This is a genomic window from Sphingomonas agri, assembly GCF_038148795.1.
Taxonomy (GTDB): Bacteria; Pseudomonadota; Alphaproteobacteria; order Sphingomonadales; family Sphingomonadaceae; genus Sphingomicrobium; species Sphingomicrobium agri.
The window spans coordinates 142,457-159,035 of record NZ_JBAPEU010000003.1; the positions used below are offsets into that span (position 1 = coordinate 142,457).

20 protein-coding genes and 1 other RNA gene are annotated in these 16,579 nt (G+C 62.6%); 15 read left to right on the forward strand and 6 right to left on the reverse strand.

Translation table 11 applies throughout. The features are described from left to right. Nucleotides 1-61: 61 nt before the first annotated feature. On the reverse strand, nucleotides 62-580 hold the full coding sequence (locus tag V8192_RS12730) for a PilZ domain-containing protein (protein ID WP_341633476.1): 519 nt from the start codon (nucleotides 578-580) through the stop codon (nucleotides 62-64). Between the two features lie 163 nt (nucleotides 581-743). On the opposite strand from V8192_RS12730, the gene V8192_RS12735 reads away from it, so the two are divergent. The 3 genes from V8192_RS12735 (at nucleotide 744) to V8192_RS12745 (ending at nucleotide 2,217) form a co-directional block, all read left to right on the forward strand. After that, the gene (locus tag V8192_RS12735; RefSeq protein WP_341633477.1) at nucleotides 744-1,040 is read left to right on the forward strand and encodes a hypothetical protein; all 297 of its coding nucleotides are present in this window, start codon (nucleotides 744-746) and stop codon (nucleotides 1,038-1,040) included. Between the two features lie 21 nt (nucleotides 1,041-1,061). Further along, nucleotides 1,062-1,874, forward strand: coding sequence for an LD-carboxypeptidase (locus V8192_RS12740; protein WP_341633478.1), 813 nt, complete (start codon nucleotides 1,062-1,064; stop codon nucleotides 1,872-1,874). A gap of 73 nt (nucleotides 1,875-1,947) precedes the next feature. Further along, entirely contained in the window at nucleotides 1,948-2,217 is a 270-nt protein-coding gene (locus V8192_RS12745; protein WP_341633479.1) for an SWIB/MDM2 domain-containing protein, read from the forward strand. An 82-nt stretch (nucleotides 2,218-2,299) separates the two neighbouring features. On the opposite strand, the gene V8192_RS12750 is transcribed toward V8192_RS12745, so the two are convergent. Beyond that, entirely contained in the window at nucleotides 2,300-3,040 is a 741-nt protein-coding gene (locus V8192_RS12750) for an NUDIX hydrolase (protein ID WP_341633480.1), read from the reverse strand. 12 nt (nucleotides 3,041-3,052) lie between these two features. Continuing rightward, complete coding sequence (locus V8192_RS12755; protein ID WP_341633481.1) at nucleotides 3,053-3,325, reverse strand: hypothetical protein; 273 nt, start codon at nucleotides 3,323-3,325, stop codon at nucleotides 3,053-3,055. A gap of 51 nt (nucleotides 3,326-3,376) precedes the next feature. Between V8192_RS12755 and ssrA the strand changes: the two genes are divergently transcribed. Beyond that, nucleotides 3,377-3,717, forward strand: a transfer-messenger RNA (tmRNA) gene (ssrA, locus tag V8192_RS12760). A 50-nt stretch (nucleotides 3,718-3,767) separates the two neighbouring features. Here ssrA and mscL read toward each other — a convergent pair. Continuing rightward, complete coding sequence (gene mscL / locus V8192_RS12765; protein WP_341633482.1) at nucleotides 3,768-4,190, reverse strand: large conductance mechanosensitive channel protein MscL; 423 nt, start codon at nucleotides 4,188-4,190, stop codon at nucleotides 3,768-3,770. A gap of 154 nt (nucleotides 4,191-4,344) precedes the next feature. Between mscL and V8192_RS12770 the strand changes: the two genes are divergently transcribed. From V8192_RS12770 to V8192_RS12815, 10 genes are all read left to right on the forward strand, one after another. Next, nucleotides 4,345-4,941: a LemA family protein gene (locus V8192_RS12770; RefSeq protein WP_341633483.1), complete on the forward strand. Its 597-nt coding sequence runs from the start codon at nucleotides 4,345-4,347 to the stop codon at nucleotides 4,939-4,941. 4 nt (nucleotides 4,942-4,945) lie between these two features. Beyond that, nucleotides 4,946-5,767, forward strand: coding sequence for a TPM domain-containing protein (locus V8192_RS12775; protein ID WP_341633484.1), 822 nt, complete (start codon nucleotides 4,946-4,948; stop codon nucleotides 5,765-5,767). Continuing rightward, nucleotides 5,764-6,441, forward strand: a complete 678-nt coding sequence (locus V8192_RS12780) for a TPM domain-containing protein (RefSeq protein ID WP_341633485.1) — start codon at nucleotides 5,764-5,766, stop codon at nucleotides 6,439-6,441. The genes V8192_RS12775 and V8192_RS12780 overlap by 4 nt, the downstream gene beginning before the upstream one ends. Continuing rightward, nucleotides 6,438-6,953, forward strand: a complete 516-nt coding sequence (locus V8192_RS12785; protein WP_341633486.1) for an NUDIX hydrolase — start codon at nucleotides 6,438-6,440, stop codon at nucleotides 6,951-6,953. Before V8192_RS12780 ends, V8192_RS12785 begins: the two co-directional genes overlap by 4 nt. A gap of 50 nt (nucleotides 6,954-7,003) precedes the next feature. Then, a complete protein-coding gene (locus tag V8192_RS12790; RefSeq protein WP_341633487.1) occupies nucleotides 7,004-7,837 on the forward strand; it encodes a metallophosphoesterase family protein in 834 nt (277 codons plus the stop codon). Nucleotides 7,838-7,876: 39 nt separating this feature from the next. Beyond that, nucleotides 7,877-8,719, forward strand: coding sequence for a carboxylating nicotinate-nucleotide diphosphorylase (nadC, locus tag V8192_RS12795; protein WP_341633488.1), 843 nt, complete (start codon nucleotides 7,877-7,879; stop codon nucleotides 8,717-8,719). Between the two features lie 140 nt (nucleotides 8,720-8,859). Next, nucleotides 8,860-9,405, forward strand: a complete 546-nt coding sequence (locus V8192_RS12800) for a hypothetical protein (RefSeq protein ID WP_341633489.1) — start codon at nucleotides 8,860-8,862, stop codon at nucleotides 9,403-9,405. A gap of 143 nt (nucleotides 9,406-9,548) precedes the next feature. Further along, nucleotides 9,549-10,955, forward strand: coding sequence for an NAD(P)H-dependent flavin oxidoreductase (locus tag V8192_RS12805; protein WP_341633824.1), 1,407 nt, complete (start codon nucleotides 9,549-9,551; stop codon nucleotides 10,953-10,955). Then, complete coding sequence (locus V8192_RS12810; RefSeq protein WP_341633490.1) at nucleotides 10,955-11,434, forward strand: SH3 domain-containing protein; 480 nt, start codon at nucleotides 10,955-10,957, stop codon at nucleotides 11,432-11,434. The genes V8192_RS12805 and V8192_RS12810 overlap by 1 nt, the downstream gene beginning before the upstream one ends. Before the next feature lie 20 nt (nucleotides 11,435-11,454). Further along, nucleotides 11,455-11,919, forward strand: a complete 465-nt coding sequence (locus tag V8192_RS12815) for a RidA family protein (protein ID WP_341633491.1) — start codon at nucleotides 11,455-11,457, stop codon at nucleotides 11,917-11,919. On the opposite strand, the gene V8192_RS12820 is transcribed toward V8192_RS12815, so the two are convergent. Then, on the reverse strand, nucleotides 11,916-13,109 hold the full coding sequence (locus V8192_RS12820; RefSeq protein ID WP_341633492.1) for a thiolase family protein: 1,194 nt from the start codon (nucleotides 13,107-13,109) through the stop codon (nucleotides 11,916-11,918). The two genes, V8192_RS12815 and V8192_RS12820, sit on opposite strands and share 4 nt — an antisense overlap. A 103-nt stretch (nucleotides 13,110-13,212) precedes the next feature. Here V8192_RS12820 and V8192_RS12825 point away from each other — a divergent pair, with 103 nt between their 5' ends. Beyond that, the gene (locus V8192_RS12825) at nucleotides 13,213-14,367 is read left to right on the forward strand and encodes an isovaleryl-CoA dehydrogenase (RefSeq protein ID WP_341633493.1); all 1,155 of its coding nucleotides are present in this window, start codon (nucleotides 13,213-13,215) and stop codon (nucleotides 14,365-14,367) included. Nucleotides 14,368-14,474: 107 nt separating this feature from the next. On the opposite strand, the gene V8192_RS12830 is transcribed toward V8192_RS12825, so the two are convergent. Further along, on the reverse strand, nucleotides 14,475-16,562 hold the full coding sequence (locus V8192_RS12830; protein WP_341633494.1) for a M13 family metallopeptidase: 2,088 nt from the start codon (nucleotides 16,560-16,562) through the stop codon (nucleotides 14,475-14,477). Nucleotides 16,563-16,579 lie beyond the last annotated feature (17 nt).

Consider the following 16,579-nt stretch of genomic DNA (forward strand, 5'->3'; position numbering starts at 1 on the left):
AAACGAAACGAGGGGAAGCTGCCCGATTGACGCTTCTTGCGCTACCTCAAATTCGTCGGCGTCAGTGGGTTTGCTGGTCCGAGCGATCGAGCAGGACAGGTGTCACGAACGCGAGGCCGACGAGCCCGTCCTCGGCCCATTTGACAACGGCCGGCACGAGGATGCCGCCCTCGAACCGGACGTGCACGTTCGCGCCGGGCGCGAGGTCGGCGACATTGTCGCCCATGGCGCCCCCTTCCGAGATATTCTGCAAGGCAAAGCTCCTGGGTGATCCGTCAATCAGGAGCTGGAGCTTGCGGTCCTTGGCCGCCATTCGCTGATGACGGCGCTGCTCGGCCGCCGAAACGGAACTGCGCCGCTGGCCGTGCGAGGCCGGCTCGTCGCGGCGCGCCTCGGCAAGCGGAACCGCCGTTCCGCAGAAGCCGCATTCGGCGCTCACGCGCCCGATGTACCAATGCGAGCGCCCGCAGCCTGGACAGTGATTGTCGCTGTTTGCGCGGTAAACGATGTGGTGACCGCGTTGAGCAAGACTTGCAGCAAAGGCTGGTGATGCCCGCTCGTAAACGAGGACTTCCGACATAATTGCACTCCGCTTGCGCCCGAGACTCGCCTTTCGAGCCTCTTGCCTTGGAAGTTAGGCCTCGATGCTTGCGAAGTGATTACCAGAGGAAAGGGGGCAACCTCCGCGATTGCAGAGTTTTGGATCGCAGCTAGTGTCGGGTTTGCTCACGAGGGAGAATGGAATGGCGAGCGCGGCAGCAGCTGTAGTGGCGAAGGCACGAAGGGACGTCGTCTCCCATTTCATGCAGCAAAATGCCGTCAGTTCTGCCCAGGCGATCCAATGGGTGCCGGACCGGTTCGTGAAGCGCCGCGCACTTGCTCGCTTCGTTCGGCAGGGCGTAATCATCGAGACGGGGCAGGACACCTTCTTTCTCGACGTCCCGGCCTATGACCGCTGGCGCAGGTCGATGCGAAAGAGGCTCGCTGTCACGCTTGCCGGGGTTGCCGCGATCGGCGCTGTCGTCGCGGCCCTCGTTTAGCCCGCGGACGCTGCACCACCCATGCGCATCGCGGTAGTTGCCCCAAGTTGCCCGCTCAAGCGAGAGGCATCGGACAGGTTAGAGGCGATTGCGGCCACGAGGGGCGATTTCGAGCTCCTCGTCCACCCGCAATGCTTTCTGTCGGACGGCCATTTCGCAGGGCCCGACGAAGACCGGCTGGGAGCGCTTCGCGAGGTGATGGGCGACCCTTCCATCGATGCGGTCTGGTTCGCCCGTGGAGGTTATGGCTCGAACCGGATCGCCGAAGCGGCCGTGATCGATTTCCCCGCTGCAGCTCGAAATAAGCTCTACATGGGTTATAGCGACGCTGGTTTTCTGCTCGCGGGATTCCACCGGGCCGGTCTTGATGTCGCCTGGGGCCCGATGCCGCAGGACGTCCTTCGCCCGGGCGGCGAGCTAGCGGTAAACCGCGCCCTGAACTGGCTCGTGCGCCGTGATCCCGATACGCTCGAGCCGGCGCTCGACGGGCCGGCAATGGCCTTCAACCTGACGGTGCTTTCTAACCTTCTGGGAACTTCGCTCGAACCCGATTTCACCGGGGTCGATCTCTTGATCGAAGACCTCAGCGAGCAGCTCTATCGGATTGACCGGTCGATGTTTCATGTGACTGCAAGCGCGGCGATCCAGTCTGTACGCCGCATCAGGCTGGGGCGGGTCCTGGATGTCCTTCCAAACGACCCGGATTTCGGGGCCGACGAGGCCGACATTGTCGAGCAATGGTGCAATCGTTCCGGCATTGCCTTTGGCGGCCGAGCCGACATTGGCCACGACGTCTTGAACAGGGTCGTTCCGTTCGAGCGAAAAAATCGCTGATTTTCCCTCTGCAACGGCATTGCAAAGCACTGAGCTTTGCGCTCTATCCACAGATAGGAACAACAGGAGGGCCATGATGGCACAAGGCAGTCGTAAAGCAGGGGGCGGACTGGCCCGCCCGGTCACCCCGTCGGCCGATCTGGCAGCGATTTGCGGCAGCGAGCCGCTTCCGCGTAGCCAGGTTGTCTCGAAGGTGTGGGATCACATTCGCAAGAACAACCTACAAAACCCTCAGAACAAGAGGGAAATTGTTGCCGACGACAAGTTGAAGAAGGTCTTCGGGGGCAAGGACCGGGTTAGCATGTTCGAGATGAACAAGCACCTGTCGAACCATCTGAAGTAGGTTTCGACTAACAAGAAAAGAGGAGGGGGCTGCTTCGGCGGTCCCCTTTTTTATTTGGCGTGCGGGCGACTCGACCGCCCGATCAACCGCGCCAAAGTCCCTCGAGACGTTCCCGGGTCACCGGGTAGCCCAGATGGTCCGGGATCGTAATGAACCGCTCGCCGTCCACTTCTTCGACCCAGGGAGTGACAGGTTCGATCGGATGCGCGAGCGCATCTTCGCGGATCGCATCGAAGCTCGGGTGCTGCGCGAGACGTTCAAGAGTGCGGCGTGTCGGGAATATCAGCCGTGCGCTCCCGGCGCGATCCCGTTCAAGCACCTCTCTTGCCGACACCCATAAGGCGCCCGCACATTCGCCTTCGATGACCTGGGGTTCCCAGTCTCCGAAAGGAGCCGGAGCAATGAAGAACATGGTGTCGAAACGGCGGACAGCGTGGAATTTGGGGACCCACCTCGTGAAGGCCGTCAGCGCGCTCGCGTCGAGCTGGAGCTGATGTTCCTCCAGCAATTCGGCAAGGGGCCGATCGCGAACCAGCGCGTCCTGCAATATCCGCGCCCGCGCAGCATCGGGCGTCGGACTTAGTCCCACCGCTATTGCCGTCTCCTCGATCGTTTCGCGGATTGCGGCGACCGCTGCCGCCTTGACGCCAAATTCGGCAGCGAGGCGGCGATCGCCCTCGTCGATCCGCCCTCCAGGAAAGACGAGTGCGCCCGCAGCGAAGGCCATTCCGCCGGCGCGTTCGACCATCAGTAGATCGGGCGGCCTGTCGCCCCGCTCGCGGACGAGGATCAGTGTTGCGGCGGGAATGGCCTCGTCGTTCACCGCCGCCGGCGCTTACATGCCGCTGACGTTTTGCTCGTCCGCCTCAACGGGGCTGGTCACATTCTCGACCGCCGCATTCTCCTGCACGACTTGGTTGTGGACATTCGCCTGCGCCTGCGCCTGCGCATTTGCCGCGTCCATCGCTGCCTGGGCCGCAAGATCATTCAGCTGCTCGGCGCTGGGCTGGTTGAGTTGGGCGTTCTGGACAGCGTCCTGGTTGCTTTTGTCACAAGCGGCAAGCGCTAGCGAAGCTGCGCCAAATGTCACAAAAACCAGTACTTTCATCACGTTCCGTTCCCCATCAAACCGGTTGGCAATTATTGCAATAACAGCGCTATTCTTGAGATTCACGTGCAAAATCCCTATCTACCGCATGCCGGTTCGCCGGCTACGTCGGTAGACTGTTAGGTGGAATAGGCACTTCGGACCCGGGGGGCAGTACCCCGGCGCCTCCACCATCAACCGCGGGTCTCGCGGCTGTTGATGGGGGCGAAATAGGATCGACGAGTGCAATAAAGGCCCAACTGCCGATCGGATTGAGCCACCGCAACGGCTCATTCACACAAGTGCCAACGATAACGAGGCGCTCGCTCTTGCCGCGTAACTGACGTCCTAACGGACTGACGTTACAAAGCTAAAGCGCGGTCGGACCCCACCGGGCAACAGAAGGGGATTCCAGCGGCACGGGGGACGCCGGGCAACAGAAGTCCCCCACTTGCCCTGATCTTCAGCGCCGCCTGAGCTCGTCCCTGATCTCGGCAAGCAGCTCGACTTCCGACGGACCTGCCGGCGCGTCGGGGCCCTTGCGCATTGCCCTGTTCGCGGCCTTGATCATCAGGAAGATGATGAAGGCAAGGATGAGGAAGCTCACGATCTCGGTCACGAACGCTCCCCAGCCCAGCACGGGAGCGCCCGCCTTCTTGAGCGCAGCATAGTCGCTCATCGAGCCGTGATAGCCCGCCGGTACCGGGCCAAGCATCAGGAAGTGGCTTGAAAAATCGAGACCGCCGAAGATCTTGCCGATCACCGGCATGATGATGTCTTCGGTGAGGCTCGTGACGATCTTGGCGAACGCGGCGCCGATGATCACTGCAACCGCGAGATCGAGTACGTTGCCCTTGGCGATGAACGCACGAAATTCTTTCAGCATGGGTGGCCTCATCGGCTGCTTGTGGGATCGGCGACACTAGCGCCGTTCAGGACGCGATGGAAAGGCGAGAGCGTGTATTGTTCACTTAAGACAGCATATTGAAAGCGAACGGCCGTACATCTAGTTATGCACGACGCATTGAAGGGGACTACCAATGACCGTGCTTCGTCGCCTTGGTTTACTCGCGCCGCTTGCGGCCCTCAGCCTTGCCGGATGCGGGATCAACAGCGTCCCGACTGCCGAAGAGCAGGTTACCGCGTCATGGGGAAACCTCCAGGCCGACTACCAGCGGCGGGCTGACCTCATTCCCAATCTCGTCAATACCGTGAAGGGCTACGCCCAGCAGGAAAAAACTGTTCTTACCGAGGTGACCGAAGCCCGCGCCAAGGCGACGAGCATCCAGCTCAATGCCGGCGACCTTAGCGATCCGGCCAAAGTCCAGGCCTTCCAGGCAGCTCAGGCCCAGCTCGGAGGCTCGATTGGTCGTCTCCTCGCCAGCTTCGAGGCTTATCCCGACCTCAAGTCGAACCAGAACTTCCTCGCGCTCCAGGACCAGCTCGAGGGCACAGAGAACCGGATCAATGCCTCGCGACGCGATTATAACGACTCGGTTCGCCGCTATAATACGTTGATCCGGACGTTCCCGACGGCGATCGGCGCGCGGGTCTTCTACGGCGCCAAGCCGAAGGTTCCCTTCGAAGCTTCGGCAGGCGCGCAGCAGGCGCCTTCCGTCAACTTCAACGCGAGCTGATCGCATGAGGCAGCTCCTGGCGGTGTTGTGGTTAGCGTTCGTGGCGCTGGCTACGCCCGTCGCTGCGCAGACTTTTCCTCCGCTTACCGGCCGCGTCGTGGACCAGGCGCATCTGCTGAGCGCGCAGCAGGTGCAGGATCTCGCCAGTAAGTCGGAAGCACTCGAAGCGCAGTCGGGCCGCCAGTTCGTCGTTGCGACCGTCAACAGCCTCGAGGGCTATCCGATTGAGGATTACGCTTATCGACTCGGGCGCGAGTGGAAGATCGGCAGCGCGAAGAACAACGACGGGGTCCTCCTGCTTGTCGCCCCCAACGAACGCAAGGTCTGGATCGCCACCGGCTATGGCGCGGGCGGCTTCATGACCGACGCGATGGCGGGCGTGATTACCCGAGAAGCGATCCTTCCGCACTTCAAGCAGAATCCGCCCGATTATGGCGGGGGGATCGAAGCGGGCGCAGCAGCGATCATCAAGCAGATGAGCCTTCCTGCCAGCGAGGCGCAGAAGAATGTCGCAGCAGCGCAGCAGGCGCAGGAGCACAGGCAGCATTCCGGCGGCAACCCGTTGCCGCTGTTCTTCTGGCTGATGGTGATCGGGTTCGTCGTCCTGTCGCACTTCCGGCGGGGTCCCGGGCGCCGTTACCGGCATCGCAACGGCGGCATCAACCCGTGGGTGGTGCTGTGGGGGTTGAGCGCGCTCAGCCGTGGCTCCCGGGGAAGCGGCTGGGGCGGCGGCGGTGGCTTTGGAGGCGGCGGCTGGGGTGGTGGCGGCGGCTTCTCGGGGGGCGGCGGCTCGTTCGGCGGCGGCGGTGCGGGAGGCAGTTGGTGAGCCTGCAATTGTCGCAATCGGATCGTGAAAAGGTGTCGGCTGCAATTACAGGCGCCGAGGCCAAGAGCAGTGGCGAAATCGTCGCCGTCGCGACCCCTATCAGCGACGCCTATCATGACGTTGCGCTGCACTGGGCCCTCGTTCCGCTCTTCGCGGTGCTCGCCTGGGCCGCTTGGCGACCGACGGCGCTTGTCTGGTGGTATGATTTCTTGTTCGGCGGATGGCAGCCGGATCCGACCTTAAGTCAGCTGCTGACACTGCTGATGGTGTTTGCGGCACTGAAGTTCACGGTCGCGCTGTTGATCCTCAGATGGATGCCCTTGAGGCTCTTGCTAACTCCGCCGGCGACCAAGCACCGGCGAGTTCGCCGCCGTGCAATCGCAATCTTCAAGGCCGCGGCCGAGCGCCGGACGGCCGGACGGACCGGCATCCTCATCTATCTCTCGATGGCCGAGCACCGCGCCGAAATTGTTGCCGACGAGGCCATCCTCAAAGTTACCGATGAGCATGCTTGGGGCGAGGCCATGGCCTCCCTTGTGGGCGAAGTCCGTCAGGGCAGGCCCGGGGACGGGATCGTGGCGGCCATCGAGCGCGTCGGGACGGTTCTTGCCGAGCACTTCCCTCGTTCGGCCGACGACGTGAATGAAATCCCGGACAAGCTAATCGAGTTATGAATCTGGATGATCTGCCTCCCGTCGAACTGATGTGGGAGGGAAAGTTCGTAAAAGCCCTTCGTCGCGGAAAATGGGAATATGCGAGCCGCGCCCGCGATATCGGTGCGGTCGTCATCCTCGCTGAGCACGAGCAGAAAATCATCCTCGTCGAGCAGCCGCGGGTCGCCCCCGACTGTCGTTGCATCGAACTTCCAGCAGGTCTCGTGGGCGACCTCGACCCGGAAGCGACGGTCGAGGCAACCGCGCTAAAGGAATTGCTTGAGGAGACCGGATATGCAGCAGAGCGGGTCGAGCACCTCGGCACATTCTATTCGTCGCCCGGAATGCTCTCGGAAGGCTTCACGCTGGTAAGAGCCCACGGCGTCAGCAAGGTCGGGGAGGGAGGCGGCGACGAGAACGAGGACATCAAGGTTCATCTCGTTTCCCGAGCCGACATCCCCAACTTCATCGAACAGAAGCGTGCCGAGGGCGTGGGGGTCGACGCCAAGCTGCTGTTGCTCCTCAATTTCTAGTGCAACCGGGCTGAACCGGCTGCGCTTCGGCGCGTTCTCGACAAGCCCACATGACCCGTATTGTTCATTTGTCGGACCTTCATTTCGGCGCTCATGACGAGCGTCTTGTTGAAGCCGTGCGCAGCGAGATCGACGATCTGAAGCCAGACCTCGTCGTCGTCAGCGGCGACTTCACGCAGCGCGCGCGGACCGAACAGTTTCGCGAAGCCTGCGAGTTCCTCGAGCAGCTGCGCGATCACGGCCACGACGTGCTGGGCGTGCCGGGGAACCACGACGTGCCATTGTACGACGTCCTGCGGCGATTTCTCTCCCCACTCGCGCGATATCGTCGTTTCATCGACCAGAGCCTGTGCCCTTTCGTCGAGCTTCCCGGCGTTGCCGTGCTCGGCGTCAACACGGCCCGTTCGTTCACATTCAAGGATGGCCGGATCAACAAGCAGCAGGTCGAATTTATCCGCGAAGGCTTCTCCCGAGTGTCAAGCGAGGCAATGCGCGTACTTGTGACCCATCACCCCTTGTTCGCGCTTGAGGTCGGGGGGGAAGTCGAGCGCGCCATCGGCCGCCAGGAGCTGGCACTCGACGCTGTCGAGAAATCGGGCGTCGACATCCTGCTCGCCGGACACAATCACCACGCATCCAGCCAGGATGCGAGCGATCTCGTCACCCGTGCAGGCGGGGTGCTGGTGATTCAAGCCGGGACAGCAACTTCGACGCGGGTCCGCGAGCAGGAACAGAGTTTCAACACTATCGACATTGCCCAGCGCAGCACGACGATCACCGTCAACGGCTGGGCGGGTAATCGCTTCAGAGCAAGCGACGCCCGGGCCTACCGGTGGGAGGAGGGCAGGTGGATCCTCAACAAGGCGGCGGAGCCGGCGCACTGAGCTTGTCCCTGGGCGCAGCGCTCGCGTAGACGGGCCACCATGACCCTTCCCGATAACTTCAGCCTTTCCGAATTCGTGCAGCGCGTGCTCGCCGAGGATCTCGGCACGGGCGACGTCACGTCAGATGCGATCATTGCGAAGGACGCACGTTTCACTGCCGAAATGAACGCGCGCCAGGCCCTGGTCGTCGCTGGCATTGAAATAGCGGCGGCTTTTTTCCGTGCTCTTGATGAGGATGTGCAGGTAGAGCAGCTGATCAAGGATGGTACGCGCGTCGAACGGGGCACGACGCTGATGCGTCTTGGTGGAAATGCCCGCTCCATGCTCGCGGCAGAGCGTTCCGCGTTGAACACGCTCCAGCATCTCTCTGGCATCGCGACTCTGACGCGACAGTATGTGGACGCCATTGACGGTACCGGGACTGTGCTCCTCGACACGCGCAAGACCATTCCAGGACTAAGGGTGCTCGAGAAGTTCGCGTCGCGAATGGGAGGCGCTCAGAACCACCGCATGCGCCTCGACGACGGCGTTCTCATCAAGGACAATCACGTGGCGGTCTGCGGCAGTGTTGCCGAGGCGGTCCGCCGTGCGAAGGCAGCCGCGACTGGCCTTGAGGTGCAGGTCGAAGTGGACCGGATCGACCAGATCGAGCCGGCGCTCGCGGCGGGAGCGGACCGGTTGCTGCTCGACAATATGGATCCCGCGCAGCTGCGCGAGGCGGTCCAGCTGGTGTCCCACCGAGTTCCGCTCGAAGCCTCCGGAGGGGTCACTTTGGAGACCATCCGCTTTCTTGCGGAGACGGGCGTGACGTTCATCTCCGTGGGCCGTGTCACCCAGTCCGCTCCTGCCGTCGACATCGGGCTCGATTATTCGCTGGGTTAAGACCCGGTTGGCAGCGATTGTAGGCAGGCTTATCGATTCCTGACCGCAACGTTCAGAACCTCGACAGCTTGCGAAGCGTAATTCCGGTATCAAATGGCCGCGAAGTCCCTCCACGGCCAGGATGTAGACGGAGGAATGTCATGTTGACGAAATTAGCACTGGCGCTTTCTGCCGCCTCGCTGGTCGCACTCCCCGCCGCGGCCCAGGCGCACGATTACTACGGCTACAGCAACTACGGCTACGCCTATCCGCGCTCGCGGACGGTGATTTCGATCGGTTATCCGGGATATGGATCGTACGGCTACGGCGGCTACGGCGGCTACGGCGGCTACGGCGGCTATGGCGGCTATGGCGGCTACGGCGGCTACGGCGGCTACGGTTATCCGAGCTATGGCTACGGCTACCCGGCCTACGGCTATCCATCTTACGGCTATGGCTACAATTACCCGAGCTACGGCTATGGCTATGGTTCGCGCAATGGCTACGGCTATTGCACGAGCCCTGTCGCTGGAGCAGCGGCGGGCGGTCTTGCCGGCGCAGTCATCGGGAGCGCGATCGGCGATAGCGGCCACCACCGTTACCGCTACGGCTATCGCTATAGTCGCGGCGGTCGTACCGACGGCGCGATCGCCGGCGCCGCGATCGGCGCAATCCTCGGCGGGGCCGTTGCTGCCGGGCAGTGCTAAATACGGCTGATCACCGACATTGATTGGATGGAGCGGGGCCCCGGAACCGACCTGGGCCCCGCTCACTTTTTTTCGCGCATTGCGAACGAACCGCTCCTATATGGGCGCGAAAGATGGCGCATGCTGCGCCGGGGAGACGGGTTTTGTTCAAGGGCCTCAAGCCCATCCTCTACGGCGGACGCGAGGTCTGGCCGCTGATCGAAGGCGGCAAGGGGGTCAGCGCAACGAACCACGCGAGCAGCGGCGCCTGGGCGGCTGCGGGCGGTATCGGAACCGTGTCGGCAGTCAACGCCGACAGCTACGATCCCGAAGGACGGATCATCCCGCAGATCTACGAAGGGCTCACCCGCCGTGAGCGCCACGAAGAGCTAATCAAATATGCAATCGACGGCGCCGTCGCGCAGGTTCAGCGCGCCTACGACATGGCGAGCGGCAGGGGCGCGATCAACATCAACGTCCTTTGGGAAATGGGCGGGGCCCAGCGAGTGCTCCACGGCGTGCTCGAACGCACCAGGGGATTGGTTTCAGGCGTCACCTGCGGCGCCGGGATGCCGTACAAGCTGAGCGAAATCGCTGCCTCTTACGGCGTCAACTACCTCCCCATCATCAGTTCGGCCCGGGCGTTCAGTGCGCTTTGGAAGCGCGCCTATCACAAGGCCGCCGAGTGGCTCGCGGCGGTTGTCTACGAAGACCCGTGGCTGGCCGGCGGACACAATGGCCTCTCCAACGCCGAGGACCCGCGCAAACCCCAGGATCCTTATCCACGAGTGAAAGCCCTCCGCGACACCATGCGCGAGCAGGGGATTGCCGACAGTATTCCAATCGTGATGGCAGGCGGTGTTTGGCGGCTCGATGAATGGGAACATTGGATCGACAATCCCGAACTCGGCCAGATCGTCTTTCAATTTGGAACCCGGCCGCTTCTGACGCAGGAAAGCCCGATTCCGCCCGAGTGGAAAGCCCGGCTGCTCACTCTTGAGGAAGGCGACGTGCTTCTGCACCGTTTCTCACCGACGGGCTTTTATTCCTCGGCCGTCCGAAATCCATTCCTGCGCGGTCTTGAGGACCGTAGCGAGCGGCAGATTGCCTTCACGAAGGAGCCGATCGGCGATCACCATTTCCAGCTGGACGTCGGTGTCGGCACCAAGAAGAATTTCTGGGTGACGAAGGGCGATTTGACGCATGCCCGAGAGTGGTTCGCGAGCGGCTTCACCAACGCGATGAAGACGCCCGATGACACGCTCATCTTCGTAAGACCCGACGAAGAAAAGCAGATCCGTGTGGACCAGGCGGAATGCATGGGCTGTCTAAGCCAGTGCGCCTTCTCCTCATGGGCCGACAATGAGAAGAACTCCACGGGCCGGCTTGCCGACCCGCGCAGCTTCTGCATTCAAAAGACGCTCCAGCAGATCGCCCACGGCGGCCCGGTCGAGCAGAATCTCATGTTTGCGGGCCATGCCGCATTTCGCTTCAAGAGCGATCCTTTCTATTCGAACGGCTTCATTCCCACCGTGAAGCAGCTCGTCGATCGGATCCTGACCGGCGCCTGATGCTTGCTCGGGGGCTGCTCACCGCCATTGCGATCCTTGGCGCTGCTGCTCCCGCTGCCGCGCAGGAAAAACAGCCACCTTACTGGGCGTCGATCGCGAGCGGCCAGGCCATGACCCGCACGGGACCGGGCAAGAACTATCCTGGCGTCTGGCTTTACCAGCGGCGCGACCTGCCGGTCCGCGTGGTCAAGAAATATGACAATTGGCGTCTCATCCAGGATCCGGACGGCGCCCAGGGCTGGATGCTCGTGACGCTGCTCAGCGACCGCCGCACGGCGATCGTGAAGCCTGGCCAGCCGCGGCCGATCCGTGTCGGACGGAACGATGCCGCCAAGCCTCAATACATGGCCGAGCAGGGCGTCGTAGGACGCGTCAGCAAGTGCAGCGAGGGATGGTGCCGGATCGAGATCGGCAGTCATCGGGGCTACGTTCGGACGAGCGATATCTGGGGTGTCGCCGAGGGCGAGGTCGTCGACTGAGACGAGACTGGGGGAAGCGCATGAAACAGATCGCCGCAATAGCAACTGGAGTTCTCATCGTGACCACCCCCGCCGACGCCGCTCCGGCAAGACCCGTGGTCCAGCATTTTGGAAGACCGGCCCTCAACGGCCAGCCGCTTCCTTTTTCGGATGCCGTGCGCGTTGGCGACGTTCTTTATCTGTCGGGCCAGATCGGCGTTGGAGCCGACGGCAAGGTGCCCGAGGGAATCGAGGCCCAGACCAAGCTCGCGATGGACAATATCGGAGGCGTCCTGAAGCGAGCGGGGCTTGGCTATGGCGACGTGTTCCACTGCACCGCCTTCCTCAGCGACATGAAGAACTGGCCAGCGTTCAACAAGGTCTATGTGCAGTACTTCGAGCCAGGCAAGCTTCCCGCCCGCAGCGCCTTCGGCGCGAACGGGCTGGCACTCGGTGCGCTGCTTGAGATCGAGTGCCAGGCTTACGCGGGTGAGGCCCGAGCCTAGACCAGCTCGACCGCCACCGCCGTTGCCTCGCCGCCGCCGATGCAGAGGCTCGCAACGCCGCGCCTGCCGCCCTTCTGCTTGAGCGCATTGACGAGGGTTACGATGATGCGCGTGCCGCTGGCGCCGATCGGGTGACCGAGCGCGGTCGCTCCGCCGTGGACGTTGATCTTCTCGTGCGGAATGCCAAGATCCTTCATGGCGAACATCGCGACGCAGGCGAATGCCTCGTTGACCTCCCAAAGGTCGACGTCCGCGGCCTTCCAGCCTGCCTTCTTGAGCACTTTCTCGATCGCGCCGATGGGGGCGACGGTGAACTGAGCAGGCTCCTGTGCATGCGCGGCGGTCGCAATGATGCGCGCTACCGGCTGCAGGCCCTTTGAACGAGCGTTGGATTCGCTGGTGAGGACGACTGCTGCCGCGCCGTCCGAGATCGAGGAGGAAGTGGCTGCCGTGATCGTACCCTCCTTTGCGAAGGCGGGCTTGAGCTGCGGGATCTTGTCCGGCCGTCCGCGGCCGGGCGCCTCATCTGTGTCGACCTTGGTCTCCCCGGCGCGGCTCTTGATGGTGACGGGCGCAATCTCGTCCCTGAACTCTCCCTTTTCGATGGCGTCCTTGGCACGCCGCAGGCTCTCGATCGCATAATCGTCCATCTGCTCGCGGGTGAGCTGGTATTCATCGGCCGTGCACTGGGCAAAGCTTCCCATCGCCCGGCCCTCCTCGTAAGCATCTTCGAGCCCGTCGAGGAACATGTGGTCATAGGCCGTATCGTGACCGATGCGCGCGCCGGAACGGTGCTTCTTGAGGAGGTAAGGCGCGTTCGTCATCGACTCCATTCCGCCCGCTATGATCACGTCGGCATTGCCGGTGCGGATCGCCTCGTCGCCCATGATCACCGTCTGCATCCCCGAACCGCAAACCTTGTTGACGGTCGTTGCCTGGACCGACTTTGGAAGGCCGGCCTTGATGGCGGCCTGGCGCGCTGGAGCCTGTCCAAGGCCCGCCGGAAGGACGCAGCCCATGTAGATCCGGTCAATGTCCTCCACGGAGACACCGGAACGTTCGACCGCAGCCTTGACCGCAGTCGCCCCAAGGTCGGTCGCCGACGCCTCGGCGAGCGCGCCCTGCATCGATCCCATCGGCGTGCGGGCGATCGAAAGGATGACGGTCGGGTCAGATGCTTGAGTGGCCATGACGAACTCCGGAGTCGATTTGCTGCACCGCACATAAGACCGCCGGGGCGGTTGTTCAAACGCTTCGCGCTCTGCTAGCGGCGGCCGGAACAGGAGAGAGGACATGTCCGAGCCCGGACTCGATTTCGACCTTGGCGAAATGGCGGACACGATCCGCGACGCCACCCAGCGTTTTGCCACCGACAAGATCGCGCCGATCGCGGCCGAGATCGACCAGACTGATGAATTTCCGCGCCATCTGTGGCCGCAGATGGGCGAACTTGGCCTTCACGGGATCACGGTCGAGGAGGAATGGGGAGGTCTGGGCCTAGGCTATCTCGAGCACGTCGTCGCGCAGGAAGAGGTCGCGCGCGCTTCCGCCTCGGTAGGACTAAGCTACGGCGCCCACTCGAACCTCTGCGTCAACCAGATCCGGCGCTGGGCCAATCCCGAGCAGAAGCGCAAATACTTGCCCAAGCTCATCAGCGGTGAGCATGTGGGGGCGCTCGCAATGAGCGAATCCGGGGCCGGCAGCGACGTCGTCGGAATGAAGCTGAAAGCCGAAAAAAGCGGCAACGGCTACCGTCTCAACGGCACCAAGTTCTGGATCACCAACGGTTCCGAAGCGGAAACGCTCGTCGTCTACGCCAGGACGGACATGGCCGCCGGGAGCCGCGGGATCACGGCCTTCCTCATCGAAAAGACCATGGATGGCTTTTCGATCGGACAGAAAGTCGACAAGCTCGGCATCCGCGGCTCGCCCACGGCCGAACTCGTGTTCGAGGATTGCTTCGTGCCCCCCGAGAATATCCTCGGCGAAGAAAACAAGGGGGTCGAGGTGCTGATGAGCGGCCTCGACTATGAGCGCACGGTCCTGGCCGGCATGCAGATCGGGATCATGCAGGCGTGCCTCGACACGGTCCTGCCCTATGTCCGCGAGCGAAAGCAGTTCGGGAAGCCGATCGGGTCGTTCCAGCTGATGCAGGCCAAGATTGCCGACATGTATGTCGCTCTCAACAGCGCGCGGGCCTATGTCTACCAGGTCGCCAAGGCGTGTGACGCCGGCAAGACGACCAGGTACGACGCGGCGGGAGCGATCCTGCTTGCAAGCGAAAACGCCGTGAAGGTCGCCAACGAGGCCGTCCAGGCGCTCGGAGGTGCCGGTTACACCAAGGACTGGCCGGTCGAGCGTTACTACCGCGACGCCAAGCTTCTCGACATCGGGGCCGGCACCAACGAGATCCGCCGCATGCTGATCGGCCGGGAGCTGATCGGCTGACACGGGCGCCGGCGCAGCGGATCGCTCCCGCCCGCCCCATCGACCCATGGCGGGCTGCTTTCCTTGATAGAAGCCTGGAGGATCAGGTGCCGGCCTGCGCCGTGATCCTAGCTGCCCCAGACGGTGATCCGCTTGCCTGGCGCTAGATAGAGCTTCTCGCCGGCCTCCACGTTGAAGGCGGGATACCAGGCATCGACGTTTCGGACTGTAAGGACCCGCCAGGGTCCGGGTGCATGCACGTCGGTCGCGACCCTCGCCCGGAGCGCCGCGTCGCGAAGCTTGCCGCGATGGGACTGGGCGTAGGCAAGAAAGAAACGCTGGTCGCCCGTCAGCCCGTCGATCACGGCTGAGGGCTTGCCGCCGAGCGACGCCTTCCACGCATCATAGGCTGCTGCGAGCCCTGCGACATCGGCAATGTTCTCGCCAAGCTCCTGCTTGCCATTGAGGTGGAGGCCAGGAAGGGCCTCATATGCATCATATTGCGCCGCCAGTGCCGCGCCGGCCTGGTTGAAGTGCGAGAAGTCGGCAGGGGTCCACCAGTTCCGAAGTTTGCCGGTCGCATCGAAAGTTGCACCCAGATTGTCGAAGCTGTGGCTTATTTCGTGCCCGATTACTGATCCGATGGCGCCATATTTGGCAGCCGCATCGGCGGACGGGTCATAGAAGCCTTTTTCCAGGATCGCCGCTGGGAAATTCAGCGAGTTTTGCAGGGGCTGGTTCTGCGCGTTGACAGTTTGCGGCTCGAGCCACCACTCATGCCGGTCGACGGGCTTTCCGATCTTCGAGAGCTGGTACTGGTAGTTGGCGAGCTGGGCGCGGTCGAGATTGCCGAACGCATCCCCGGCCCGGATGTCGAGCGACCCGTAGTTTCGCCAAGTGTCGGGGTAGCCGATCCCGACCACCATAGTCGCAACCTTGTTCTTTGCCTCGGCCTTGGTTGCAGGCGCCATCCAGGCAAGCGCGTCGATCCTTCTTTCGAGCGCTGCCTTGATGTTCTTCACCATGCCCTCGATGTCGGTTTTGGACGAGCTTGGGAAGTAGCGGTCGACGTAGCGCTTGCCGACGGCGTCTCCCAGCTGCGCATCGAGTGAGGACAGCGCGCGCTTCTCGCGAATCTGCTGCTGGGGCTGGCCGTTGATCTCGGTTCCGTAGAACGCAAAATGCGCATCATCGAATGCTTTTGGAAGGACCGGTGCCATCTGGTTGAGACGGTGGAACGCGAGCCAGTCCTTCCAGACGTCCAGAGGCTCTGAACCGACCAGGGCGGCGATCTTGGTCACCGCTCCTGGCTGCCAGATGATGAAGTCCTGCTGGTTGCCGAGCTGTGCCGCCCCAAGGAGCCGGTTCCAGTCGATGCCGGGCGCCTTCTTGTCGAAGTCGGCGCGTTTCCAGGGATTATTCGCTTTTTCGGCCGACTGGCTTGCCTCGAGCGTCTCGTGGGCCTGCGCAATCTTGGTTTCGAGGGCGACGATCTTCTGCGCGCGCGCCTGCGCATTCTGGATGCCGGCGAGCGTCAGTATCTTGGCGACATAGGGCGTGTAGTCGCTCCGGATCTTGGCCATCGCAGGGTCGGAGGAGACCAGATAGTCACGATCCGGAAGTCCGATCCCGCCCTGCAATATATAGGGTATCGTCTTGGTGGGATCGTTGAACCCCTGCGTAACGAACACTCCGAAGAGATTCTCGGTGTGGAAGTTGGTCGCGTTCAAGGGGTCCGCATCGGCGCGCAGCGAATGGCCGATCGCCTCGGCGAGGGCGCCCTTGTCGGCAATGGCCTCGATGCGATCGATGTCCGCCTTGACCGGCGAAAGGCCTTTCTTCTCGATGCCGGCCGTGTCCATGTAGGCGTTGTAATAATTGGCGATGCGCGCTTCGTCCGATCCTGATGCAGGGTTCGACCTGGCGATGTCACCGACGAGCGCGGCCTCGCGTTTCTGCGCGTCATCGTTGATGACTGAAAAGACGGAGATGTTGGACTTGTCGGCCGGGATCTGCGCGTTCTTCTCCCAGGCGCCATTGGCATATTTGTCGAAGTCGTCGCCCGGCTTCACCGACGTGTCCATCAGGGACTTGTCGATCCCGGATTGCGGTCCGCGTGGCTCTTGTTTTCCTTCACCGCTTTGTGTGCTCGCAGTCCTGTTGCACGCTGCAAACGCAATGGATGACACGGCGATGATCAGGATGTGACGCTTCATTCGGTAAGCCTCCGGGA